The sequence below is a fragment of the Rummeliibacillus suwonensis genome, from assembly GCF_007896435.1.
Lineage (GTDB): Bacteria > Bacillota > Bacilli > Bacillales_A > Planococcaceae > Rummeliibacillus > Rummeliibacillus suwonensis.
In genome coordinates, this window is record NZ_VCBL01000001.1 from 1,473,010 (window position 1) to 1,497,376 (window position 24,367).

Annotated in this window: 22 protein-coding genes; 14 read left to right on the forward strand and 8 right to left on the reverse strand. The window is 34.2% G+C overall.

The genetic code is table 11. The features are described from left to right. Nucleotides 1–124 precede the first annotated feature (124 nt). From FEU33_RS06840 to FEU33_RS06860, 5 genes are all read left to right on the forward strand, one after another. Entirely contained in the window at nucleotides 125–820 is a 696-nt protein-coding gene (locus FEU33_RS06840; RefSeq protein WP_146548661.1) for a response regulator transcription factor, read from the forward strand. A 185-nt stretch (nucleotides 821–1,005) separates the two neighbouring features. Continuing rightward, a complete protein-coding gene (locus FEU33_RS06845) occupies nucleotides 1,006–1,797 on the forward strand; it encodes a sensor histidine kinase (RefSeq protein WP_186731339.1) in 792 nt (263 codons plus the stop codon). A gap of 98 nt (nucleotides 1,798–1,895) precedes the next feature. After that, nucleotides 1,896–2,657 carry an ABC transporter ATP-binding protein gene (locus tag FEU33_RS06850; RefSeq protein WP_146548663.1) on the forward strand — a complete coding sequence of 254 codons (762 nt, stop codon included), beginning with the start codon at nucleotides 1,896–1,898 and terminating at the stop codon, nucleotides 2,655–2,657. Next, nucleotides 2,647–4,644, forward strand: a complete 1,998-nt coding sequence (locus FEU33_RS06855) for an ABC transporter permease (protein ID WP_146548664.1) — start codon at nucleotides 2,647–2,649, stop codon at nucleotides 4,642–4,644. The genes FEU33_RS06850 and FEU33_RS06855 overlap by 11 nt, the downstream gene beginning before the upstream one ends. Before the next feature lie 244 nt (nucleotides 4,645–4,888). Further along, the gene (locus FEU33_RS06860) at nucleotides 4,889–5,365 is read left to right on the forward strand and encodes an HXXEE domain-containing protein (RefSeq protein ID WP_146548665.1); all 477 of its coding nucleotides are present in this window, start codon (nucleotides 4,889–4,891) and stop codon (nucleotides 5,363–5,365) included. Nucleotides 5,366–5,468: 103 nt separating this feature from the next. Here FEU33_RS06860 and FEU33_RS06865 read toward each other — a convergent pair whose 3' ends face one another. Further along, entirely contained in the window at nucleotides 5,469–6,434 is a 966-nt protein-coding gene (locus tag FEU33_RS06865) for a quinone oxidoreductase family protein (RefSeq protein WP_146548666.1), read from the reverse strand. Between the two features lie 340 nt (nucleotides 6,435–6,774). Beyond that, the gene (locus tag FEU33_RS06870; RefSeq protein WP_425328581.1) at nucleotides 6,775–7,623 is read right to left on the reverse strand and encodes an aldo/keto reductase; all 849 of its coding nucleotides are present in this window, start codon (nucleotides 7,621–7,623) and stop codon (nucleotides 6,775–6,777) included. Between the two features lie 259 nt (nucleotides 7,624–7,882). Here FEU33_RS06870 and FEU33_RS06875 point away from each other — a divergent pair, with 259 nt between their 5' ends. Next, nucleotides 7,883–8,377: a DUF1648 domain-containing protein gene (locus tag FEU33_RS06875; RefSeq protein ID WP_146548668.1), complete on the forward strand. Its 495-nt coding sequence runs from the start codon at nucleotides 7,883–7,885 to the stop codon at nucleotides 8,375–8,377. A 29-nt stretch (nucleotides 8,378–8,406) separates the two neighbouring features. Here the strand turns inward: FEU33_RS06875 and FEU33_RS06880 are convergent, their stop codons facing one another. Then, nucleotides 8,407–9,714 carry a glucose-6-phosphate isomerase gene (locus FEU33_RS06880; protein ID WP_146548669.1) on the reverse strand — a complete coding sequence of 436 codons (1,308 nt, stop codon included), beginning with the start codon at nucleotides 9,712–9,714 and terminating at the stop codon, nucleotides 8,407–8,409. A 436-nt stretch (nucleotides 9,715–10,150) separates the two neighbouring features. Between FEU33_RS06880 and FEU33_RS06885 the strand changes: the two genes are divergently transcribed. The 4 genes from FEU33_RS06885 (at nucleotide 10,151) to FEU33_RS06900 (ending at nucleotide 12,745) form a co-directional block, all read left to right on the forward strand. Continuing rightward, on the forward strand, nucleotides 10,151–10,780 hold the full coding sequence (locus FEU33_RS06885) for a hypothetical protein (protein ID WP_146548670.1): 630 nt from the start codon (nucleotides 10,151–10,153) through the stop codon (nucleotides 10,778–10,780). A gap of 106 nt (nucleotides 10,781–10,886) precedes the next feature. Then, nucleotides 10,887–11,417: a signal peptidase I gene (lepB, locus tag FEU33_RS06890; protein WP_146548671.1), complete on the forward strand. Its 531-nt coding sequence runs from the start codon at nucleotides 10,887–10,889 to the stop codon at nucleotides 11,415–11,417. Nucleotides 11,418–11,606: 189 nt separating this feature from the next. Further along, nucleotides 11,607–12,140: a YusW family protein gene (locus tag FEU33_RS06895; protein ID WP_146548672.1), complete on the forward strand. Its 534-nt coding sequence runs from the start codon at nucleotides 11,607–11,609 to the stop codon at nucleotides 12,138–12,140. Between the two features lie 131 nt (nucleotides 12,141–12,271). Then, nucleotides 12,272–12,745, forward strand: coding sequence for a YusW family protein (locus tag FEU33_RS06900; RefSeq protein WP_146548673.1), 474 nt, complete (start codon nucleotides 12,272–12,274; stop codon nucleotides 12,743–12,745). A gap of 162 nt (nucleotides 12,746–12,907) precedes the next feature. Here FEU33_RS06900 and FEU33_RS06905 read toward each other — a convergent pair whose 3' ends face one another. Together FEU33_RS06905 and FEU33_RS06910 are read right to left on the reverse strand one after the other, a co-directional pair. After that, nucleotides 12,908–14,182 carry a dicarboxylate/amino acid:cation symporter gene (locus FEU33_RS06905; RefSeq protein ID WP_146548674.1) on the reverse strand — a complete coding sequence of 425 codons (1,275 nt, stop codon included), beginning with the start codon at nucleotides 14,180–14,182 and terminating at the stop codon, nucleotides 12,908–12,910. 261 nt (nucleotides 14,183–14,443) lie between these two features. Next, nucleotides 14,444–15,490: a DctP family TRAP transporter solute-binding subunit gene (locus FEU33_RS06910; RefSeq protein WP_146548675.1), complete on the reverse strand. Its 1,047-nt coding sequence runs from the start codon at nucleotides 15,488–15,490 to the stop codon at nucleotides 14,444–14,446. Between the two features lie 114 nt (nucleotides 15,491–15,604). Here FEU33_RS06910 and FEU33_RS06915 point away from each other — a divergent pair, with 114 nt between their 5' ends. Together FEU33_RS06915 and FEU33_RS06920 are read left to right on the forward strand one after the other, a co-directional pair. Next, entirely contained in the window at nucleotides 15,605–17,179 is a 1,575-nt protein-coding gene (locus FEU33_RS06915; RefSeq protein ID WP_244951038.1) for an ATP-binding protein, read from the forward strand. Nucleotides 17,180–17,193: 14 nt separating this feature from the next. Continuing rightward, entirely contained in the window at nucleotides 17,194–17,877 is a 684-nt protein-coding gene (locus FEU33_RS06920; RefSeq protein WP_146548676.1) for a response regulator, read from the forward strand. A gap of 186 nt (nucleotides 17,878–18,063) precedes the next feature. Here the strand turns inward: FEU33_RS06920 and FEU33_RS06925 are convergent, their stop codons facing one another. Next, the gene (locus FEU33_RS06925; protein WP_146548677.1) at nucleotides 18,064–19,296 is read right to left on the reverse strand and encodes an MDR family MFS transporter; all 1,233 of its coding nucleotides are present in this window, start codon (nucleotides 19,294–19,296) and stop codon (nucleotides 18,064–18,066) included. A gap of 98 nt (nucleotides 19,297–19,394) precedes the next feature. On the opposite strand from FEU33_RS06925, the gene FEU33_RS06930 reads away from it, so the two are divergent. Then, nucleotides 19,395–21,077 (forward strand): ABC transporter substrate-binding protein, encoded by a 1,683-nt coding sequence (locus FEU33_RS06930; protein WP_146548678.1) that lies wholly within the window; start codon nucleotides 19,395–19,397, stop codon nucleotides 21,075–21,077. Nucleotides 21,078–21,223: 146 nt separating this feature from the next. Further along, the gene (locus FEU33_RS06935) at nucleotides 21,224–21,565 is read left to right on the forward strand and encodes a hypothetical protein (RefSeq protein ID WP_146548679.1); all 342 of its coding nucleotides are present in this window, start codon (nucleotides 21,224–21,226) and stop codon (nucleotides 21,563–21,565) included. Nucleotides 21,566–22,022: 457 nt separating this feature from the next. Here the strand turns inward: FEU33_RS06935 and FEU33_RS06940 are convergent, their stop codons facing one another. Then, a complete protein-coding gene (locus FEU33_RS06940; RefSeq protein ID WP_146548680.1) occupies nucleotides 22,023–22,901 on the reverse strand; it encodes a MerR family transcriptional regulator in 879 nt (292 codons plus the stop codon). 496 nt (nucleotides 22,902–23,397) lie between these two features. Then, entirely contained in the window at nucleotides 23,398–23,886 is a 489-nt protein-coding gene (locus FEU33_RS06945; RefSeq protein WP_146548681.1) for a hypothetical protein, read from the reverse strand. Nucleotides 23,887–24,367 lie beyond the last annotated feature (481 nt).

The window sequence follows — 24,367 nt, forward strand, 5'->3', positions numbered from 1 at the left end:
AGATGAAGCAAAAAAATAGCTGAGGAATCGAATCGCTCAATGGAAAGATAAGGTGGAGTCTTTCTAGTTTGCATGATCGTTTTTTGTTATGATTATGGAAGAATACTTAATAAGGAGTCCTCCTATGACATTCAATATTTTATTAATAGAGGATGATGAGGCTATTTCTAAACTCATCCAAAAGCATTTTTTACAGTGGGATATGCAAGCGGAAGTGCCTAACGATTTTAAAAATGTGATTAGCACCTTTCATAAAATCCAGCCGCAGCTTGTTATTATCGATATTCAGTTGCCCGCTTTTGATGGATTCCATTGGTGTCGTGAAATACGTTCCATCTCAAAGGTACCGATTCTATTTTTATCATCAAGAGATCAGCCAATGGATATGGTGATGGCGATGCAAATGGGTGCAGACGATTATATCCAAAAACCCTTTAATATGGATGTATTACTCGCAAAAGTACAAGCCATTTTGCGAAGAACCTATGATTATACAGAAGAAACCGTAGAGCATGTTATTTGGAATGGAGCAACAATCGATTATTCCATGAGCTCTGTTACGAAAGATAATCAAACGATCGAACTCACTAAAAACGAGCAGTTTATCCTCCGTATACTTTTAGAGCATAAAGACCAAATTGTATCCAGAGATGATTTAATGCGAAAATTATGGGACGATGAACGTTTTGTTAATGACAATACTTTAACCGTTAATGTGAATCGTTTAAGAGGTAAATTGGAAGAACTTTCTTTAACAAATGTCATTATCACCAAAAAAGGATTAGGTTATATGGCAGTTACAAAGGATGTGCCACATTGATTCTATTGTTTTTAAGAGAGAGGCTTGCTTGGATTCTTTTCTTTGTATTTTGCATGATTTGGATGAACATCCTCTTATATTTAGATGTTGAGTTTTCCAATATTTCAACAACCTATCTCAATGCAACGCTTCTTTTTTTCTTTATGTGTTTCCTGGTCTGGCGCTATATAAAAGAAATGAAATTAGTGAAAAGTATCACAAATAAGCCCCAAGAATTCCATCGGATCGATGAGCTCATTTTGACAAAGCTGCATGAGTCAGCATTAGAACTGGAACGATATAAGAATGAGCTAACGATCCAATTTTCAGAAGATCGGGATCAGCATTTAGCATGGATTCATGAAGTAAAAACACCTTTAACAGCTATGAAGTTGATGATAGAGGATTTGCCTGTTGCAACAAGAAAGCCTTTAGAGCTTGAATGGCTTCGAATCCACCTCTTGCTTGATCAAACATTGCACACTTTGAGAATTGCTAATATCGAGCAGGATACAGTCTTCGATCAATTTTCTCTACATCCAATCGTTTTAAAAGAAATCAAAGAGCTTCAGTCTTGGTGCTTTGCCAAAAACTTAGCGATTGACGTTGCTGATCTTGAAGTATCCGTTTTGTCAGATCAAAAATGGCTTTCCTTCATCATCCGGCAAATTTTATCAAATGCCGTGAAGTATAGCCATAGGGGAGACACGATCACAATCTATGTAACAACTGATGAAAAAGGACATCAACAATTACATATACAAGATACTGGTGAAGGCATCGATCCTGCTGATTTACCACGCATATTCCAAAAATCATTTACAGGTTCAATGGGACGAAAACAAAGTGCCTCTACCGGTATGGGCTTGTATTTAGCACAAAATTCAGCGAAGAAATTAGGAATCTCCATTGATGTCCATTCGATCGTCAACCAAGGAAGTACATTTACATTGACATTCCCGAACCCCAATGATTTTGTCACAACCATTGCAAAGTGACAAAAATGTCATTTTAAAATTCAAATTGTCACGTCAATCGAACGATTCCACATCCTTTTCTTTATAAAATATTAGTAGTAAAAGCAGGAGGGAATCTCATGGGTATATTAAAAGCAAGTAAAATAAAAAAAGTATATGGCAAAAAACTGTTCGCTCAAGAAGTATTAAAAGGGATTGACTTGGAAGTGGAATCGGGAGAATTTGTGGGTATTATGGGCCCATCAGGTTCGGGTAAAACAACTTTACTCAATGTTCTCTGCTCCATTGATCGTCCCACTGAAGGCATCGTTGAAATCAATGGGCAATCATTGCAAAAGATGAAATCCAAACAGCTATCAACATTTCGTCGGACTGAAATGGGTTTTATTTTTCAAGATTATAATTTACTCGATACATTAACGGTAAAGGAAAACATTCTTTTGCCTTTATCTGTAGGAAAAACGAGTAAGCAAGAGGCTGAAACCCGTTGCCAACAATTAGCTAAACAATTAGGAATTCAAGATATATTAAAAAAATATCCAAATGAAATTTCAGGAGGACAAAAACAGCGGACGGCTGCTGCACGTGCATTGATCATTCAGCCAAGTATTGTTTTTGCCGATGAACCAACTGGTGCTCTTGATTCTAAATCGGCTTCAGCATTGTTAGAAAGCTTAGGAACCTTAAACAAGACAAATCATGTAACCATTATGATGGTCACTCATGATCCAGTGGCAGCAAGCTATTGCAGCCGAGTACTTTTCTTAAAAGACGGACAAATATACACGCAAGTCTATAAAGGCGATAAAACTCGTACTCAATTTTTCCAAGAAATTATGAAAACACAAGGTGTACTGGGCGGTGACGGTTATGAAGCTTAGTACGCTCGTCATCCGTAGTATGCGAAAGAATATTAAACACTATTATCTCTACTTTTTCGCTCTTATTTTTAGTGCAGCTTTATATTTTTCGTTTGTAACCTTACAGCATAATGAGGCAGTTGTGAAATTAACGCACTCCAGTATGAAAGGAGAAGCTGGTTTTAAGGTTGGTTCGATTTTGTTAGTAATCATCGTATTTTTCTTTGTTTTCTATGCCAATCAATTATTTTTAAAAAGACGTAGCAAGGAAATTGGTTTATACCAAATGATAGGTATTCCAAAGCCAACCATTTCATACATGCTGACAATTGAGAATATGGTCCTCTGGATTGGCGCAACAGCCATTGGTATTCTAGTTGGATTTTTCTTCTCTCGTTTTTTCGCTTTGATTTTCCTGAAGGTGATCAACACAAAAAGAGAGGTAACACTTGACTTTTCGACTGCAGCTCTATTTCAAACCATACTAGTATTTGCCTTGTTATTAGCGATTGTTTTACTTCAAACCATGTGGGTCGTTCATCGTACGTCTTTATTAGATCTATTTAAAGCAACAAGTAAAGCAGAACAAAAGATGAAAAAGATGAATCCACTACAAATCCTATTAGGTATTGTGGGAATGGGATTGATCATTTACGGTTATTATCTATCTACCGTTCTTTTTGAAATGGACAAAACAATCACTTTAAAAGACTTATATATAAAAATGGGTACGATATTAGGCAGCGTTATTATAGGAACTTTTTTGACATTTCGATATTCGATCGCATTTATCATGAACATGATTCGAATTTCCAAAAATGGTCACTTGTCTTTAAATGATGTACTAGCAGTTACCCCCATCATGCATCGAATGAAGAGCAATGCATTATCGCTTTCAATTATTACGTTGATGACTGCAATGGCGTTAGCGATTCTGTCTCTATCTTATATTTCCTATTATTCTGTTGATGCTCAAACAGAAAATTATATGCCATATGATCTGGCTATACTTAATCACAAGGGGGAACAAAAATTTGAAAATGCATTACAAAAAGAGAATATTGACTATAAAAAATATGATTTTGACCTTCTAAATGCCAAAATCGATACGACCCCTTTGTTAGAGGAAAAGTTAAATGAAGATCTTGTCAAAAATATTTCTATGGATAATATCGTCATTAAAGAAAGTGATGCAAAGAAAATTTTCCCCAAAATCCAATTAGCTAAAAATGAGGCTATCATGGCAGGGTATAGTGATGTTTTTCGAAAATTCATGCCATTGAAGATTGGGAAAAGTATGATCGTGTATGTGGGGAAAGAAAAACACAAAGTAAAACTGATGGAGATAGAAAAACAAGCTAGCATATCATCGCAAATTACTTATGGAAATCCAGCTATTATTATTCAAGACGAGTTGTTTTATCAATTACAAAAAAATACATCCGTTCAGAAAAAGACAATATGGAAATCTTTCGTAGGGTATAACATTACAAAGCCAAGTCAGATGGAGGAAGCAATATCCTTGTATAAGAAAGCCACTAATAATGGTACATTTAAAATGGGCGAACAAGATGGTGTTACAACAATGATCCAAATCGATGCGAAAGATGAATTATATAAACAAGACCTTGAGAACGTGGGGCTTATCATCTTTATAACTGGCTTTTTAGGATCGGCATTCTTAATCGCAACGGGCAGTATTCTTTACTTTAAGCAAATGACAGAAGCAGAAGAGGAACGAGATTCGTTTATGACGTTGCGTAAAATTGGCTTTTCAACGGATGATATTATGAAAGGTATCTATCGTAAACAGTTATTCAGTTTTGGATTACCTTTACTAATAGGAATTTTCCATAGCTATTTCGCAGTAAAATCTGGTTGGATGTTCTTTGGGTCAGAATTAGTCGTACCACTCCTAATTACAATGGGCATCTACATCCTTTTATATTCAATCTTTGCAATTTTAACCTCTAATTATTATCGAAAGATCATTAAAGAAATATTATAATAAAAATAGCATATTGAGATCTGCCTTCAGCTGTAGACAAAACCGAAAATTTGGCGTTTGTCTACAGCTTTTTTACGCTTTATCATGTTGATCGAGAACTTATTTCTTTATTATAATGAATAATATTCCAGTAAATGGTGGACGTTGAATGTTACGGATTTTGAAAAGCAGTCTTTCGAGCAAGCTTGAAAAAATCTGGATACCATTACACTTAGGTGTAATGGATTAGAAAGGAGAAATCAGAGTGGAATCTCTATGTATCTTTTTTTGTTTGGCTATTACGTTGCATAATTTAGAAGAGGCCATTTGGCTGCCTAAGTGGTCACAAAATGGTTCGAAGTTTCAAAAAAGTGTTTCAGCAAAGGAATTCCATTTCGCTGTTATTGTTATAACGATGTTAGCCTATCTATCCTCCTTTTCGTATACATATTTTCCTGAAAGTCATATCGTAAAATGGGTATTTGTAGGTTTTGTAGGCTCCATGATTCTTAATGCGATTTTTCCACACCTTATTGTAACAATCCTCACGAGACAGTATGCACCTGGTCTAATGACAGGAATCTTGCTTATGATTCCTATCAATTCCTTCATTATAATCAAAATGTTTAATAATCAGCTGATTAGGTGGAGTGATTTCATTATTTCTACAGTAGTGGTTGGTGTCAGTCTATCGCTATTAATACCACTCCTTTTTAAAATTGGAAGGAAAATCATCCTTTAAAATGATCAGTAGGAAATCAACTGCCTAAAGAAACTAAAGTGGGGATGAAGAAGCTCCCCACTTTACGGAGTTGGTAAGTCTATTTAGTTAATATCTGCAAATATCATGGTCTTAATAATATTTTTCCTGTACTCATTCGACTCTCAAGAAAATCATGCGCTTTTGCACCATCTGCAAGAGGGAAGACAGTAGGGGATTGAAGCTGAAGTTTTCCTTCAGTTATCCAATCAAATAATTGTTTAGAACGTTTTTGGCGTTCTTCAAATGAAGTAAGGACATTCCATAAATCGCCGCCTGTTAACGTTTTAGAAGTATCCATTAACATGCGAGGATCGACTGGAGAAGGATCTCCTCCCGACATTCCATAAAATACGACTGTACCACCTATACGAGCTGCTCTCAAACTGTCATCAAGTGTAGAGCCTACCGAATCATAAACGACATCTACACCCTTGCCGTTCGTGGATTCCATAACGGATTCCAACCAATGGCTATCATATGTAAAAGCAAGATCAGCACCAATTTTTAATGCCTTAATCGCCTTTTCCTTTGTGGAGGTAAGACTGATCACTTTAGCGCCATATATTTTTGCGATTTGTACTAAATTCTGACCAACGCCACCGGATGCCGCATGCACGATTACTGTATCATTCGGTTGCACTTGATAACTATCTTTGGTTAAATAGTGAGCTGTCAATCCTTGTAAGAGAATAGATGATGCAACATCAAAAGAAATCTTTTCAGGCAATAAGATTAATTTTTCGAATGGAACGGCCACTAATTCTGCATTCGCAAAAGGAGCATCTGCAAACGCTACACGATCTCCAACTTGCACTTGTGTCACATCTTTTCCAATAGCTACTATAACACCAGCACCTTCATAGCCGAGAATATAAGGCGGCTCCCCAGCTAAGTGATAATTTCCTTTTCTTCTATAGATATCAGCAAAATTCAGTCCGATGCTTTTGGTACGAACTAGAACTTCATTGGGGTGAATTTCTGGATTTGGGATCTCTTCATAATGTAAGACGTTGGAATTGCCAAATTCATTGAAAACAAGTGCTTTCAAAACAAAAAACTCCTTTAGTCATAGAATGTGATTATTGTAACATGATTCATCTTGCTTTAATAGAAAGTAAGCTCACATATTCAACGGGCACATATTCATTGTTCGCCTAGATGGTGAACCGGATCTTCATTATAATTTTGGTCTTTAATTGTGTATCAGTTTGTGGAAGGTACACATCACAAACTAGATCTAATAAAACTATAAAGAAAAGTGGAAATTATTCTATATGTTGTCCTCAATCCCCGAATTATTTTCATCCACAATGACAAATAAAAAAGCTGCAGCAAACTCAAAAAACTTAAAGTTTGCTGCAGCCTAAGCACAATGTTAATCTATTGAATTATTTAAAATTAAATACTTCAGGATCTGGACCATAATGGAAATCCTCATTCAATGAAGAAATTTTTTCGAGATCTTCTCTTGATAGAGTAAAGTCAAAAATATCTATGTTTTCACGAATACGAGAAGGTGTTATTGACTTCGGAATGGTGATCACATCATTTTGTAAGTCCCATTTTAGAATAATTTGAGCAGTCGATTTGTTATGTTGGTTCGCAATTTCAATAAGTGTCGGATCATTTAAAATTTCACCATTCATAAGAGGGGACCATGCCTCCACTTGAATTCCGTGTTTTTTGCAGAATTCACGGACCTCCACTTGTGTTAGGCGAGGCTGAAATTCAATTTGATTGATCGCTGGCACGATGGTTGCCTGTTCTAGTAATTTTTCAAGATGATGTACATGGAAATTGCTTACACCAATTGTTCTTACACGCTTATTATTGTAAAGTTCTTCAAGTGCTTTATAAACTTCAATGTAACGATCATCTTGTCCTGGCCAGTGTATAATATAAAGATCTAAATAATCTAGGCCTAATTTTTGAAGACTTTCTTCATAGGCTGCTAGTGTTTCATCATATGTGAGCCCATTATTCCAAACTTTCGAAGTGACAAATAATTCATCACGTGTCACAATACCTTCATCAATTGCTTTTTTAATACCACGACCAACACTTTCTTCATTTCCGTATATATGTGCGGTATCAATATGTCTGTATCCTTCTTTGATAGCCAATGTAACTTTTTCAGCAAGTTCATCGCTGTCTTTCACTCTAAAGGTCCCATAGCCAACTGCGGGTATTTGTACGCCGTTATTTAATTGTACGATTTCATTTGTCAAAACAATCAATCCTCCTTTTATAGAAACATATTTTACCATGTTACAAATAGAATATCCAAGAATTGATATGAGATTTATAAGATTTATAGAAAATCGTGCGAATTCGAACTAGCATTTGATTAAAAAGTTCTATTGGGAATTTCATATTATTTTCGGCAGTTTGTACCTTTGTATGAGATTTAAGGTCATAATAGTCATGATTATGACACAAGATAAGGTAGATCTATAAATTTTGTTGTTTCCATCAAAAACAAAAGGTGTGATTTTCGTGAAGCCGCAATCAACGAATTCTATTGAAAAGACGCTGATTATGCATATAATGGATACTTTTGGATTCGGACTGTTTGTAGCAACATTAGCTTATTTATCGTTCAACTGGTCGACAATCCCAGCACAAGTTCCTACATACTTTGGATTAAAAGGCGAGATCCATCGATATGGCTCAAAATGGGAGTTGCTGTTGTTTCCCATTATTATATTTTTAACGGGTGCTGCTCTACAGCTTTTAGAAAAACACCCGGATTGGCATTACTTTCCCATTAAAATAACCGATACGAAAATGGAACAAGAAGTTAAGCAAAGTGTGTTCATGATTTCCTTTATAAAAAATATGAGTAGCTTGTTACTTGCTCTGCTCATTTGGGAAACGATTCATATTGCACAGGGAAACGATGCTGAGTTGGAGGGTGTCATATGGCTTCTTGTAGCAACGATCATTATACTTCCAACAATGATGACGGTCATTTCAGCATTAAAGGAATAGGAATCTGTTTTGTAGATCGAAACAGGTTCCTATTTTGTTTGTAACTGTCTATTATAGCTATACGCAGGTTTTTTTAAAAACTTGAAGATATTCATTTTGTATTCTTCCACTCCTGGTTGATCAAACGGATTAATATCTAATAGATAAGCACTATAGGCACATGCCATCATAAAAAAATAGAAGAGATGCCCTAAATGTTCTTCATCTATTTGTTCAATCGTTATAGCTATTTGTGGTACACCACCTTGTAAATGGGCTAGTGAAGCAGCTTTATAACAGATATGGTTAAATTCATGTAATGATACCTCATTCAAATAATTTAATTGATCCATATTTTGCTTTGTTTCAACAAATGTTAAATCCTCCTGCACCTTTTCGATGAGCAGACATGTTTCAAAGACAATACGTTGACCATCTTGAATATATTGTCCGAGGGAATGTAAATCTGTTGAATAGAGCACAGAGGTAGGGAAAATTCCTTTTCCAGCTTTTCCTTCACTTTCAGCAAAGAGCTGCTTCCACCATTCTTGTACATATTTTAATTGACTTTCAAAGGTAGAGAGTATTTCAACAGGATAGCCAGAATCATATAGGTGTTTTCGAATCACCGCATATTGGATTGCTGGATTCTTCTCCAGATCTAGTTTTGAATATTCTTCTGCAGCCGATTTTGCACCATTTATCAATTGATGAATATCATAGCCAGCCACTGCAAGGGGCAGCAAACCAACAGCTGTCAATACAGAATAACGTCCACCGATATTATGGGGTATAACAAATCGTTTGTATCCTTTTTCAATCGCTAGGGAGCGTAATGTTCCTTCGTTTTCATCCGTGGTGACAATGATCCTTGAGCTAGCTTCTTCACCATAGCGATTTTCCATATAATTTCTTAAAAAGTGAAAGGCGATGGCGGGCTCTGTCGTTGTACCGGATTTTGAAACGACGTTCACTGTAACTTCTTTACTATCTAAATAGTGCATTAATCTTTTTAAATACGACCCATTCACTAGATGTCCAGCAAAAATAATTTCAACTGGATGGGAGGATTCAAAGTTAGTGGATAATGCTTCTAACATCGCTTTTGAACCTATATAAGAACCACCTATTCCGATGACAATGAGAACGTTCGATTGCTCGCAAATTTTGTCTGCTGTTTCTTGAATCTCTCGCAATGATTCTAGATGAATAGAGTGTGGCCAATCGACCCAACCTAAATAATCGGCACCTGTTCCAGATCTTGTTGCCATAAGATGATGGATCGTTTGGATTTTATGGTGTATCTCTGATGATAAAAGTTTTGAGTAATTGCCTGAATACTGTAAAGATATTTTCATAGCGTTCTCCTTTGAATGATATTCAGAAAGAGTTACTGCAAACTCTAAAAACTAGTAAGGAAACCCCTTTCTAAACTAATATATGCAAGGAAACTAGTAATTATATGGTGTAAGAATGAAATTCATTTCATAAATATTGATGTAAACACATCTATTCATTGCTCAATTATACAAGCGTTGTTAATATAGAATTGAACGTTTATTTACTATTTTATCTTGTATGAACAGGTAGTAATATCCTTACCTTAAGATGCTAGTGACAAATAGCGGATAAACTAGGGGATCAACTGCTTGTAAACGTTTGATTGGTTCGGACCAACAAGATGTTGGTCCCCACAGGACGTGGCGCTTTTAGCCTGAGTTCCTCTATTTCAGTGGAAGATGAAGAAATCTCACACTGTGTAAGGTTTCATTTTATCAGTATTGGAGAATGGATATGAATATCTTAAGACTTTTATTGTTTTACTTCGTCGTATTAGCTATAGGCGGTATTTTTACTTGGCTAAAGGTACCTACCAATTATTCGATTGCTTTTTTTGTCATTCTTGCTATAGGTCTAGTTGGTTACTACGCATATACTATGACCTCTTCTAAAAATACAAAAGCTATTCTACGTCAAGTAAGATATCAAAAAAACAACCCAACTTATGCGTATATTTTGGCTATAAAAAATGGTACAAAGGAAGATGAAATCGCAGCACTTGACCGACTCATCAAAAAATTTAAAAATCAACTAGATGGGCGAATGGATTATGAATTTCAACGTGCAGTTCGTTTAGGTGATATAGCAAGTGCAAAAAATATTGCCAATTCGATGAAGAACGGGCCACTCAAAACGTATAATGTTGCCTATGCAGAAGCTCTATCTGGCAAATATGGAATTGCTCGCCAACAAACATTTTTACAGCCTTGGATGAAGCATAGCATAGAAGCTATTATTGCGAAAAAACAAAAAAATAGAGATCGCTATCAGTCAGAAATGGAACTAGCCATTGAAAATTCGAAAGGAATTCAGCGATTGATCAACCAAGTGACCTGTGAAAAAACCTTAAAAGAATGGTCATGATACGTATGCGGAGAGACTACCCGAAAAGTAGTGTCTCCTTTTATCTAAATTGAGCGACAATCTTTTTTGAATCAGATGATTACATAGTAGAAACTAGGCGGATAAAATGAAAAAATATGCAGGATTATATATGGATTTGCGAAATTTTTTCTTAACATTAATTGTAATGATATGTTTAGTGATCAGCTTTCGAGCAATTATTTCTCCAGAGATCGTTGTTGGAGATAGTATGGAAAATAATTTACATGAAGACGATTATTTGCTATCGAACCGACTTGCATATAGTTATGAAAAACCTCAATATAATGATATTGTCAGTTTCGATGCTGAAATTGTTGCAGGCCATGATTTATTTATTAAACGTGTGATTGGTTTGTCAGGTGACCATATCCAGATCAAAAAAAATGTACTGTATCGCAATGGGAAAGCAATCGATGAGCCTTATATCAAAGAACCCATGAAGACAAAAGATATCGATATAAAAGTAGGTAAAGGGAAGATATTTGTAATGGGGGACAATCGCAATCATTCGATGGATTCTAGAGATTTCGGCACCATTGATTACCAAAAAGAAGTAAAGGCAAAGGTCATGATTCGTTTAAGACCCTTGAACCAAGAATATAAGTATAAAGATTAGCATTTGCAATAAAGAGGATCATTTAAAAAGGGGGTTGAATAGAAACCTTTTTGAATGATCTTTTTTGCTTTATCAAGAACAATGAAATGAATTCACATGGTTATTTTTTTTTTAGAAAAACGACTTTATAATGTCTAAATTAAAAAGAATAGGGAATACTTTAGATAGTCATGAAAGGAGTTGCTTAAAATGAAAAAAATCTTCTCATTTTTACCATTATGTCTTCTAACGATCCTATTATTTGGTTGTGGGGCAAATGATGATAATGCAACAAATGTTGATCAAAACGCGCCCGTTTCAGAAAGTGGAGCGAATGAGCCTACGGAGACCCAAGAATCTACTGATAATAATGACACAGTTACAGATGATACAACAGACACAACGGACGATACAACTGCTGGGACAGCATTCCCATTCTCAGAGTTTTCACTAAATGTTGATTATGGCGCCAATCAAGCATATAAGGTAGACTATGAAAATGAAAAAGATGGGTCAGAAGCAACAGTTGAAAAGGAACGTGAAAATCAGAAAATTGAGGGAAATGAAGCATACGCACAACTGGAACCTTTGTTTAAAAGATTAACATTTACGGACAAAACATCAGATGAAGAAGTTAAAAAAGAAATCATATCCGTATTCAATATTGATGACACCTATAAGAAAATTAATTTAGAAGTAAAATTTTCAAATGGAACAGAAAAGACATATACATTTACCCCTTAATGGATTATTATGAAATGTGAAAATAACGTAAAAAGTGGATGCACAATCACTTTTTACGTTATTTTTTTTGAGAAATGAATGAATCATTTTTGAAAAGGACATAGTGAGAGTAGGCGAAAGGAGCTGTTGATATGAGAAATCGGGTAAATTATGTATGGATGATTTTATTAGTACTTATACTATTGGGTTGCAGAAATGATCCATCAGCCATTAACAGTGATGAAATGGTAGCTGTTTCTGCAAATAGCTCACATCCTGTCAATTCAAATGAACCTAACATCAATTCGCCACTCCGCTTTATCGATTTTTCATTAGATATAGAGTATCCCAACGATCAATCCTTAGAAGTTGAATATGAGAAAAAGTCTATTGGCATTGAAGTCAAATTTGAAGATGAGAGAACGTATGAAAAAAAGATTGGAAAAGATGCATTGGTAAAGATTCATCCTTTGTTAAAAAAATTAAAGTTCAATAAAAGTACCCCTGATGCAGATGTTAAAAAAGAAATCCTATCTATATTTAATGTTGAAGATTCCTATCGAAAAATAGAATTAGAAGTCAAATTTTCCGATGGAATTGAGAAAGAATTTCATTTTTATCCTTAAAGTTGAGGTTCTTGACAATTAAATTACCAAATTTATTCTCTTTTCCCCTGCATTAAAACATTAAATCATGGCATATAAAAAACCACCCGCAACAAGGAGAGCGGGTGGCATTATCGAAAGTCATTGTCAAGGAGATCGAATTCCTTTTATGACGGTCTGCTATTAATGAGTGTGTGCATGTTTTAATTTGATTTCTTCTTCTAATTGGTGATGTTGTTCAGAATTGAATTCTTTTTCTGTTTTTGCAATAACAACTGTAGCAACTGAGTTACCAATGATATTTGTAATAGCACGAGACTCAGACATGAAACGGTCGACACCAATTAGTAGTGCGATACCTTCTACAGGAATCATCGGGAATGCAGCCAATGTTGCTGCTAAAGTGATGAAGCCTGAACCGGTTACCCCTGCAGCACCCTTAGAGGTAATCATTAAAATACCTAATAAGTAAATTTGTTGCCATAATGATAGATCCACATTATAAGCTTGTGCGATAAACATGGCAGCCATTGATAAATAAATAGATGTACCATCTAAGTTGAAAGAATATCCAGTTGGGACTACTAAACCAACTACTTGTTTTGAACATCCGAACTTTTCAAGCTTTTGCATAATCAATGGTAATGCTGATTCTGAAGAAGATGTACCTAAAACAAGGAATAGTTCATCCTTAATATAAGCAATGAATTTAAAAATATTGAAACCAAAGAATTTTGCGATTAGTCCAAGAACAACAATTACAAATAGTGCCATTGTTGTATAAACGCCAAGCATCAGCTTACCTAATGACCACAATGATGATAAACCAAAGTTACCGATTGTAAATGCCATAGCACCGAATGCACCGATTGGCGAAATCTTCATAATCATATTGATGATTTTAAAGAAGATTTCTGAAACTTGATCGCAAAGTTTGATAACTGGTTTGACTGGTTCACCAATGGATGCAGCAGCTACCCCAAATAAAATCGCACAGAATAATACGGGTAATAATTCACCGTTTGCAAGAGAACCGAAAAAGTTATCTGGAATAATGTTTGTAATAAATGCTACAAAACCATGATTGGATTCAGCAGCTTGTTTCGTGAACTGAGTAACAGCTCCTGCATCTACAGATGATGTATCTAAGCCTTTGCCGGGTTGGATGATATGAACAACGATCAAACCGATTGCTAATGCAATGGATGAAACGACTTCAAAATAAATAAGTGCTTTGCCGCCAATAGTACCAACTTTCTTTAAATTGCCCATTCCTCCAATACCTGTGACAACAGTTAAGAATATGATTGGGGCAATTAACATTTTGATGAGTTTGATAAAGATATCAGCTAATATCTTCAGCTGAGCACCAAAACTAGGGAATAAAGCGCCTACAATAATCCCTAAGATAATTGCGCAAATTACTTGAACAGTTAAGTTTTTAAAATTAATTCTCATAGCCATGCCTTCTTTGTGAGTAGAGTTTTCTGTTTTGTTATCGCTTACATGAATTATCATACTACGATTATCATAAAAACGATTATTATGGTGATAAAACTCTTTTTGGTCATTTTGGTCTTATCATGTATATTAGTTCTACATTATTCGACAAAACCAGTCATAGCAATGAATAAGAAAAATTTGTGAAGAAATGGCTGTTTTCAAAAATTTTTTGAGTTCTCATGAATTAAGCTCTTTTTGTACTAATACAGAACGATTTTAATGATGAATCTCAGAACGAATTTCTTCCAAAAAGGTTGAGTTTATGTTCTTTTCATAGGAAGAATAAAGTGGTTTGAATTTTTTCTCCCATTTTTTCTGTTCTGCAACAGATAATGTATTGAGATCGATATTGGGATCTTTTTTTAGTTTCTCTAAATCTTGCTGATTCAATTTCTTGGCTATTTGAAAATTCCATTCAGTTGCTTCTTGCATAGCTTCCACAACATCATCTTGAAGATCTTGAGGAAGACTATTCCAGAAATCCTCATTCATTAAAACGGCATAGCCTAATAAACCATGATTCGTCAAAGTAATATGATTTTGGACTTTATAAAATCCTTTCGAATAAATGTTAGACAAGGTGTTTTCCTGAGCATCAATCTTATGCTTCTCGACTTCTGTATATAATTCGTCAAAAGAAGTATTAATCGAACTTGCACCTAGTAGCTCAAACTGTGATTGTAATACATGGCTTGGCATCGTACGGACCTTTAAGTTTTTAAAATCTTCCCATTTCAACAATGGCTTTTTCTCAGAACTCATCTGTTTGAAGCCGTTATTCCAAAAAGCCAATCCTTTAATATTGACACGATTTAACTGATTGAGTAATTGTTCACCAATGCGCCCATTTAAGACATCTTTTACTTCTTCATCAGTGTGAAATAGATAAGGTAAATCTAATATTTCCCATGTAGGAATTGTTTTTGTCATTTTAGAAAAGGTTGGGGCGATCATTTGAACATCATTGTTTTGTAATGCTTTTAACTCATTGTTATCATTATAGAGCATGCCATTTGGATAGATCACGACATGGATGCGTCCATTTGATTTTTGTTCTAAAATCTCCGCAAATTTTATAGCAGCTTGCCCTTTGGGTGTATCTTCCGCAACGACATGGCTAAAGTTAATAACGATTTGTTTATTTAATCCTTGTTGTTCCTCATCCACCGGTAGCATGGCATTTGGCCAAACCTGCTGCCTATAGCATATAGCACCAAGGAGCAGCACAATTGTTAAAATGGCGGTTGTGATATATACTTTCATGCAATCACCAACATTTTGATATTTTCTTTCTATTCTAACATAATTCCTAATGATACAATATTCTTATACTAGCAGATTGGGGGAAGAACGGTGAAACAGAAGCAACATCTGTCTATGAATGGTAAAATCATGTCGCTCACCTTCTTCATCATCATGTTTTCATTTTTAGTAGCTGGGATTTTTGTGATTGGGAATATTTTATCTACAAAAGAAAAAGAACTTGGAAACCAAGCCATGCTGATCGCAAGAACAGTTGCTAAGCTTCCTGAAGTTCAACATGAATTGACAGCAGATAAAAAAATAACAGATCAAGCAAAAACAATTAATGAAGTAATCGAAGGAATCCGTATTATCAACAAAGCAGAATATATTGTGGTTTTAAATATGGAACATATTCGTTTATCGCATCCTGTCAAAGAATTGATCGGCAAAAAATCGAAAACTAGTGATGAAAATGCCGCTTTTGCAGAACATTATTATCTATCCAAGGCAAAAGGAGAAGCAGGTACAACAATACGTGCATTTGTTCCTATTATGGATGCGAATCACCAACAGATCGGTGTAGTCATTGTAGGATATACCTTGCCTACTATCGTTGAAATTTTATATGGCATCCGTAAAGAAATTTTAATTGCAACATTGTTATCCTTATTGTTTGGAGCATGGGGCGCATGGTTGCTTGGTCGGAACATGAAGAAGCAAATGTTTGATCTAGAGCCTCATGAAATAGCGGAAATGTATACAGAGCGGACAGAAACATTTAATGCGATGCATGAAGGAATCATAGCCATCGATAATGATTTCACGGTGACCATTTTCAATACAAAGGCAAAGCAAATTTTAGGTGTTGAAGAAGAAAGCCTAGTGGGGAAGAAAATATATCATATTTTGCCCGATACCCGCTTGCCCGAAATCCTTGATTATAACCGCCCGATTTATAATAAGGAATTATTCATTAACCAACATAATATTATGAGCAATCGTGTACCTATTGAAGTCGATGGTAAGATGGTGGGCGCAATGGCCATATTCCAAGATCGTACAGAAGTGAAAAAATTGGCTGAAGAGCTGACAGGTGTCAAAGAATTTGTACAAGCGTTACGAATTCAAAATCATGAGCATAAGAATAAAATCCATACAATTGCCGGGCTTTTACAGCTTGGTCATTATGAACAGGCGCTTAGTTATATAAAAGAGGTAAAAGAAAAACAAGATGATATCGCCAATTTTCTAAATGACCGTATTAAAAATCAAAATATTTCTGGATTGTTATTGAGTAAGATCAATCATGGGAAAGAGCTTGGAATTGATGTGGAAATTGATATGAACAGTCAATTGACATACTTGCCAGAACAATTAGATTTTAACGATTTTGTTGTGATCATCGGAAACTTGATCGAAAATGCTTTTGATGCCTTGCAATTAGCAAAAAAGGATGATAAAAAAGTGATGATTAGTATCGATCAGGATGATGAGATTTTATCGATCTTAGTGGAAGATAATGGTGTTGGGATGTCAGAAGAAGTGATTAAACGTATTTTTGATAATGGCTATACAACGAAAAAAAATGAAAATCATGGAATCGGTCTTTATCTCATTCAGGATATCGTCAAAAAATTAGACGGAACAATCGATGTCACGAGTACACCTGGTGAAGGAACAAGCATTTTTGTTACATTTTACGTATAAAAGGGGATGAAATAATGCAACCGATACAGGTTCTATTAATAGAAGACGATCCAATGGTCCGACAAGTAAATCGCCAGTTTATCGAGCAGGTTCCAGGCTATTCTTTAATAGGTACTGCCAAAAATGGTATGGAAGGCATTCAGCAAATAAAACAACTAAAACCGGATCTTGTTTTTATGGATATTTTTATGCCTGAGCAAGATGGTATTGAGACGTTGAAAAAAATACGTGAAAAAGGGCTTAAAGTGGATGTCATTGCTGTTACAGCAGCTAATGATATGAAGACCATTCAGAAAATGCTCCAATTAGGGGTTTTTGATTATATTATGAAACCATTTTCCTTTGAACGTATGAAGCATACATTACAAAATTATCGTCAATATAAAAACAAAATGGAGGAAAAAAGCGAGATGACTCAAAAGGAGCTTGATGCACTCCTTCATCATCAACTAAAGCCGCATCAACCTGATATAAAGCTACCTAAAGGCTTGAATGCTTCTACACTCGAAAAAATTGTTTCTTTTATCGGTACTCAGGAGCAATCAGTTTCTGCGGAAGAAGTAGCTAATGGTGTAGGTCTTGCACGAGTGACTGCACGTAGGTATTTAGATTATCTTGAAAAGCAAAACAAAGTGAAAATCGATATTCAATATGGTGGTGTTGGACGACCAGTGAACCAATATCGATTGATTCAGTAGAACAGATAGATGTGGTGAATCTTGCGCATGAGGTAAAAGTAGTTTCTTATGATTCAAAGTGACCAATATTATAGCTGAAATACCCGTGTGATCTACTGCAAGATGAGATTATTGCAATTCACCATATTGGCAGTATTTCTATTTCAAACATGCCCACAAAACCAATCATCGAAAAAAGAGAGCATTCTATGCGATTTGCTCTCTTTTTTTGGAGTGATATAAACCAAAATAGATAAAAAGTATACCAATGATAATAATGCAAGCGATCCAAAGGGACATTTGCCAAGGTGAAAAATATATACTTAAAATCAAGGCAGAACTACTTAACATGGACGCGCCACTAAAACTAAGACTAGAAAATGCTAGATAGGAGCCCCGTTGGTTTTCAGGTATACAATTCGCCTGTTCTGTTTGAAAGACAGGCGAATACATCAATTCACCCAGTGTTGCAATGGCAGAAAAGAGTATTAACAAAGAAAAATGATTGGCTGAAGTCAATAAACTATATCCTATGCAATAAATGATGAGGCCTATTAATAGAGAGCGCTTATTCGATAAATGGCTTGTCCATTTTGACACTAAAAATGTAAAACAAACCACTAACAGTGTATTTTCAAAGTTTAAAATACTATACATACGTACTCCCTCAATTTGAATATTCAATATCGATATCGTTTCAAATGTTTCTTTTAAACGTACGCTAATATAGTTGCTAAGTGATAATTCCGCTGTAAATACACACATGAAGCCAATAACCAATTGGACAAATCGTCTATCGTTTAGTGCTGTTCGATAACTTTGGACCAGGTCGATCAACATATTATGATGGCTGCTTTTTCTAACAGGTACTCGTTCATCCTTTAACCATATGAAATAAGCAATCGCAATCATGTAAGAAATAACTGTCAACATGATAAACAGTAGTATTTGATGGTTCAGGTAGAGTAGCCCTCCTAATATAGCTCCGAGACTAATAGATAAGTTGGTAAACCAATATTCAATCGTATAAACCGTTTTTCGATTTTCTGTATTCGTTGAATCTAAGATAATAGCTTCTAAAGCAGGCCGACCGATGTTATTCGAAAAGATAAATAGCAAATAGAATAGGGTAAACCAATATATAGGTCTTTTTTCAGGAAAAAGACAAAGTGTTAACAATAAGAGCAATGTAGGTGTAATAGTAGAAGTCCAATAAAGAATTTTCCTTCGTTTAAAACGATCTGCTAAATAACCACCAACTATTCCAGCAATAAAATTTACACCAACTGCAATAAGCAATATGGTGCCTGCATATACTTTGCTTTTCTCCTGTGTAAAGAATAAAGCCATAAATGGCATCACTGAATTTGAAGCGATCCGATTAAAAAATGATGTAAATAAGCGTAACTTGATATTTTGCGGGAGTTGTAAAATATTCATGTTGGTCACCTCTTTCTTTTCAATAATGTTAAACTAGACTTATAATGTTAAAAACAGACAATTTATAATAGGATGTCCTGTTTTGAAAGGAAAAGAAGATGAATCCATTACTTTTAAGGTTATATCAGAAGATAAAGACGGGAGAATGTAAGCAGCAACAAATGTCAGATGTTCTTTCATTATCCGTTAAGCAAACATCTCGTTTATTGCAAAAATGGCAAGAAGAAGGATGGCTACGTTATATACCAGGAAAGGGTAGGGGAAAGAATTCCTATATAGAATGGTTAAAACCTATTGAAGAATTATTTTTAAAGAAAGCCATACAATCATTTCAAGAAAATTCTATAGAAGAGACCGCAAAATTATTAACATATGACTGGTCTATCTCCAGCAAGGAACGTTTAACCTCTCTTTTCCAAACCAAAATGGGATTCATTCGAGATGAAAACGATCGACTTATCATCCCGATACGTTTTCGTTTTGTCACATTTCATCCATTAGAAGCAGTTGATTGCTATAGTGCTAATTTGGTATCTAGTTTATATGATCGACTGGTCAATGTTGATGAGGAGGGGCGTTTTTCTTCTGGGGTTGCTCATAGTTGGGAATGTCTTGATAAACGATTTCGCTGTTATTTAAGAAAGGGCGTCCGTTTCCATGATGGATCGTTATTGACGGCATCGGATGTTGTCACATGTTTGGATAAACTCAGGCATCATCCTCAACATGTGGTTATTTGGGAGCCCATTCATCGAATTTCAACGCCAGCACCATATGTGGTAGATTTTGAATTGAATGAATCGTTAGCAAGTTATATGCTCCCATTATTGAGTAATACTTATGCAAGTATTTATAAGGAATATGATGGTAAGATTATTGGTACTGGCTCGTTTTATCTTGTAGAAGATACGGAAACAAGAACTATTTTGAAAGCATTTGATTATTATTATAAAGAACGTCCGTTACTGGATAAAATTGAATTTATCCGAGTTCCTCAAGATTTTAAGGTGGTCTATCATACTTCTCAAACTGAAAAAGAAGATGCGACATTTCAGGTAAAAAGTGATTCAGGGTTTGGCATCGTTGTGATGAATTTTTGCCATGAGTCGCCACTAAAAAACCCCAATATTCGCCATTATATTCATCAGATCATTGCCAATTCTCGTCATGAAATAATGGAGAAAGATAATTTTAAGGAAAATTTCTATCCCAATGCGGAGGGGTTTCAATTAGGAAATAGGGAAGCATTCCATATCCCTCCAATAAAAGATGTTCCGAAGCTATCTAGACCTTTAATCATGCAAGTAGTCAATTATACAAAGGATATGTCCTATTGGTTAAAGGAAAAATTAGAAGCAGCAGGGATTCAAATTGTTATTCAACATAAAACTTTTGATGAGGTACTTTATGGAAATCTACAAGAAATAAAAGCAGATCTCCTTATTTTCGGGGAGGTTTATGAGGTAAATCCTCAATATTCATTTTTTTGTTTAATAAAGGGTTTGGATTATTCCATTTCTCAAATTTTTTCCGTAGATCCAGCAATTAAAGAGCTGTCGATGAAATATAAATGCACGCCAATTGAACATTGGAAAGAACTTAATCATAAAATTGAAAAATTGTTAATCGAAAAATCGATACTAATCCCGCTTTATTATTCTAAAAGAAATATTCCATTCACTTCAGATCTTCAAAATATCTCCATAAAAAGTTTTGGTTATGTAGACTTTGCAAGCTTATGGATGAAACCTAATATGAACATGACAAGTGATCTAGATTAGATAGTTGAACATAGAAATCATTGCCATCCAAATAAAATGGATGGTTTTTTCATTATTTACGAAATTTTGTGTTGCCACAGTTTTTAAAACATATAAATAAGGGAATAGTGTGTAGTAGAAATAGAGAATAGGAAGGGGGATAAGCATTGTTTTTTGTTTTTTTCATGCTTATTTTATCTACATGCTTAATACCTTTAATATTGATCGAGATAAAGGCGAAAATGGCTGAAAATCAATTTGATATAGCCATTCGGTCTATAGAATCTAATTTGGACTCAATCCCAGAATTACGAAAAGAGTACAAATATCGATTAACGCGTTTTAAAATGTTTTGTGCAAATTGGCATAAGGTCATCAAAACGCGCATATTCAACGGAAATGTTTGGTTAAAGCAATGTCCAAAAATAGGCAAGAAATATTACACACAATTTATACAGCTAATTAAAACAAGGAAATTTAAAATTAAATTCAGTCGTACAAAAAATTAAATACGACGGCTATAAAAAACTTCAGTAACGATTATAACTGAAGTTTTTTTATTTTTTTATATTAGATTAAAAAAATCTCAAATATCTCACTATTATAAGTATACTTTATAAATGAAATACAACTTCCTAGAATTTATATTATGTAAACTAAAAATTTTACATAATATAAGTGGGTTTAATTAGTCTTTACTATTTTGAGTTATTGTCTTTTTCTTTACTTTTTTTAATGATGCAAATACGTAATTAAAATATCATTGTACAGATAATTTATTATACATAAATTTCATCTTTTTTAATTGTAATTATTAAAAAATAAGATGTTCTTCAAGTTAAAACATCTTATTTTTTATTCATTTCTATTCTTTAAATTTTAGCAATCTTATTGCATTTAAGATGACGATCAATGCGGCTCCTGTATCACTTAAAACAGCCATCCAAAGTGTAAGCCATCTATTTTTTAATCTCTTTGAAAAAAATCTTTCGTTTGTGGGTACTTTTCAGTAAACCATTTATTTGCTTCCTGTAGTTTGTTTGAATATTCGCGATAAGAATGGCTCAAGATTTTCAAATTTGTGATAAAAATTTCCTGATAGCCGCTACTTTTCTGGAACTCTAATAGCAATTGTTGCAATTTATATGAAGGGGTTGATTTATATTCTTTAGAGCTGCGGAATGTAATGTACTCTTCTATCCCCTTTTTGTTATGGGCAATGTAACTGTCTATATCATCGATCGAATCAAGGAAAGTAGTATTTATTTTTTCTAGGTTTTCTTGTTTCATTAAAGGAATGACGCTTTCCAAATACTCTTCCAATTCTTTAGAAATTTTTAGTTGGTCAAGGAAATGGACTATTTTTGTATAGGCTTCTTCCTTTTCCTTAGTATCTATTTTTTCATTTAAAAATGGTCCAAAGTGGATAGACAAATAAATACCATACATACCTGGAAAAGATTGTACTAATTTTTCTCGAATGGTAAAAGAAGAGTCGAGATTAGAATGAATGTATTCCAATCCTCGATCGATATCATAGTCTTCCATCAAAAGTTCCAAACATTTTTGTTGTTCTGTTAACTTTTTCTTATTTAGATCTATTAAATACTTATATTTTGATAATGTTAAGGATTTATTACTGCTTGCAAAAACATTTTTTATATTAGAAATACTTAATCCTAGATTCCTGAGGACAGAGATTTCTTTTAATATAGATATATCATCAGGATCGTAATTTCTATATCCGTTTTTACTGATTTTCGGATGGACAAGTCCCGATTTTTCGTAATATTCTATCGCTTTTTTGGTAAGTGAACATTTTTTGCATACTTCATTTATTAACATAGCCATCACCTCAAAAACATAATAAGCTACCCCCTAAGGTAGGAGTCAATGCATTTTTGTGATTATAATATTGCTTGCGTTGAATATTTTATTAGCTTTCCATTCTAACGTAACATAGAATTACAAATCCACCCCATTGTGAGTATAAAAAATTTTTGATTGGGCAAAATATGACTAATTGGATATGGGGGTGAGAAAATTGAAATTGCTTATCAAATTGGATGTCAACATTAAAGTACGAGATGTTTTCATTGTTTCAGCTGTTTTAATGATTCATCTTTATTCTTAACAATGATCAGCAGCAACAATAAAAATATTATTGAATGAACATATCCTAACACTTAATGCCAAAATACATATAAAAAACTTCAATCTTCTAAAATGCCAACTAAAGTACCTATTCATCTTTTACATCAAAGCCGATTTACTACAAAAAAGTAAATCGGCTTTGATAGTTGTGATTGTTTTAGGTTTAAATTCTAACATTGATCAAGTCCTACACTAAATAATCCTCGAAATTGCTTATAAACTCGACTATCCAAGCAGTCCCCATAGAAACAATAGCTAAAGCAAATGGTAGAAGAAAACTTTTGATGGCTTTTGACCAATGAAAGTTTTCTTGTTGCTTTTTTAGTATTCTATCCGTCACAAAAAATAAGATAGAAGCAGCTAAACTATAAGGTAAAATAACAAGCCCGAAAACAATATGTAATATGCCAGAAATGATCATTTCTACGTTTTCTTTTCCCAGCTTTTTTGATAGGAATTTTGCTACTATATCACTGAAAATTGAACTTAGTATGCCATAGCCCAAGATGACAGGAAAACTAAATAATAAACAGCCATACATGATCGACAAAGCAGAATAAAGATAATTTTGAGCTACAACTGTTTCTTCTTCAAATGGATCCGGACTAACAAATCCTAATAAAATAACAAACAAAGTACCTGAAATTGAAGCAGCTATTATTTTTCTGGATAACATTTTATTCCCGCCTTATGTGCTTTCGCAGATTATTTTTTATTGGAGTTACGTGGATTAAACGTTAAAAAATTTATTTCTATGGTAAATGTAAAATTCTTACTTTGCCATTTGACTCATTATACTCCATAATTTCAACATCATTTGGAATCAAGTTTTTGTATGTACGTATATAGTATTCCCCTAATGTTTCATTACGCTTTACATTCATATCTTTTAAAATGAAAAAAATTTTACGATACTCATGAGGTGCTAGATAAAAATAATACATTTCTACAAGAAATATTCAATAAAAGCGTCAGTAATTCCTTTTTTAATTATCTGTTAGATAAAAATCCAGGAAAACTACTGTTTCACAATAGCCCTGTTCGTAAGTTTTTCTCCAAATTTCATTTTTGTATCAGATTCATCCAATATTCTTATCATAAACCTTAAACCAGGTTGTTACTCAATGAGGAAAGAGATATGTTATATTTTATGTATG

Bases quoted from the DNA above. Each gene is read 5' to 3' on its own strand.
- FEU33_RS06840 (WP_146548661.1), top strand. From the start codon at position 125: ATGACATTCAATATTTTATTAATAGAGGATGATGAGGCTATTTCTAAA.
- FEU33_RS06850 (WP_146548663.1), top strand. From the start codon at position 1,896: ATGGGTATATTAAAAGCAAGTAAAATAAAAAAAGTATATGGCAAAAAA.
- FEU33_RS06855 (WP_146548664.1), top strand. From the start codon at position 2,647: ATGAAGCTTAGTACGCTCGTCATCCGTAGTATGCGAAAGAATATTAAA.
- FEU33_RS06880 (WP_146548669.1), bottom strand. From the start codon at position 9,714: ATGAAAATATCTTTACAGTATTCAGGCAATTACTCAAAACTTTTATCA.
- FEU33_RS06885 (WP_146548670.1), top strand. From the start codon at position 10,151: ATGAATATCTTAAGACTTTTATTGTTTTACTTCGTCGTATTAGCTATA.
- lepB (WP_146548671.1), top strand. From the start codon at position 10,887: ATGAAAAAATATGCAGGATTATATATGGATTTGCGAAATTTTTTCTTA.
- FEU33_RS06895 (WP_146548672.1), top strand. From the start codon at position 11,607: ATGAAAAAAATCTTCTCATTTTTACCATTATGTCTTCTAACGATCCTA.
- FEU33_RS06900 (WP_146548673.1), top strand. From the start codon at position 12,272: ATGAGAAATCGGGTAAATTATGTATGGATGATTTTATTAGTACTTATA.
- FEU33_RS06905 (WP_146548674.1), bottom strand. From the start codon at position 14,182: ATGAGAATTAATTTTAAAAACTTAACTGTTCAAGTAATTTGCGCAATT.
- FEU33_RS06910 (WP_146548675.1), bottom strand. From the start codon at position 15,490: ATGAAAGTATATATCACAACCGCCATTTTAACAATTGTGCTGCTCCTT.
- FEU33_RS06915 (WP_244951038.1), top strand. From the start codon at position 15,605: ATGAATGGTAAAATCATGTCGCTCACCTTCTTCATCATCATGTTTTCA.
- FEU33_RS06920 (WP_146548676.1), top strand. From the start codon at position 17,194: ATGCAACCGATACAGGTTCTATTAATAGAAGACGATCCAATGGTCCGA.
- FEU33_RS06925 (WP_146548677.1), bottom strand. From the start codon at position 19,296: ATGAATATTTTACAACTCCCGCAAAATATCAAGTTACGCTTATTTACA.
- FEU33_RS06930 (WP_146548678.1), top strand. From the start codon at position 19,395: ATGAATCCATTACTTTTAAGGTTATATCAGAAGATAAAGACGGGAGAA.
- FEU33_RS06940 (WP_146548680.1), bottom strand. From the start codon at position 22,901: ATGTTAATAAATGAAGTATGCAAAAAATGTTCACTTACCAAAAAAGCG.
- FEU33_RS06945 (WP_146548681.1), bottom strand. From the start codon at position 23,886: ATGTTATCCAGAAAAATAATAGCTGCTTCAATTTCAGGTACTTTGTTT.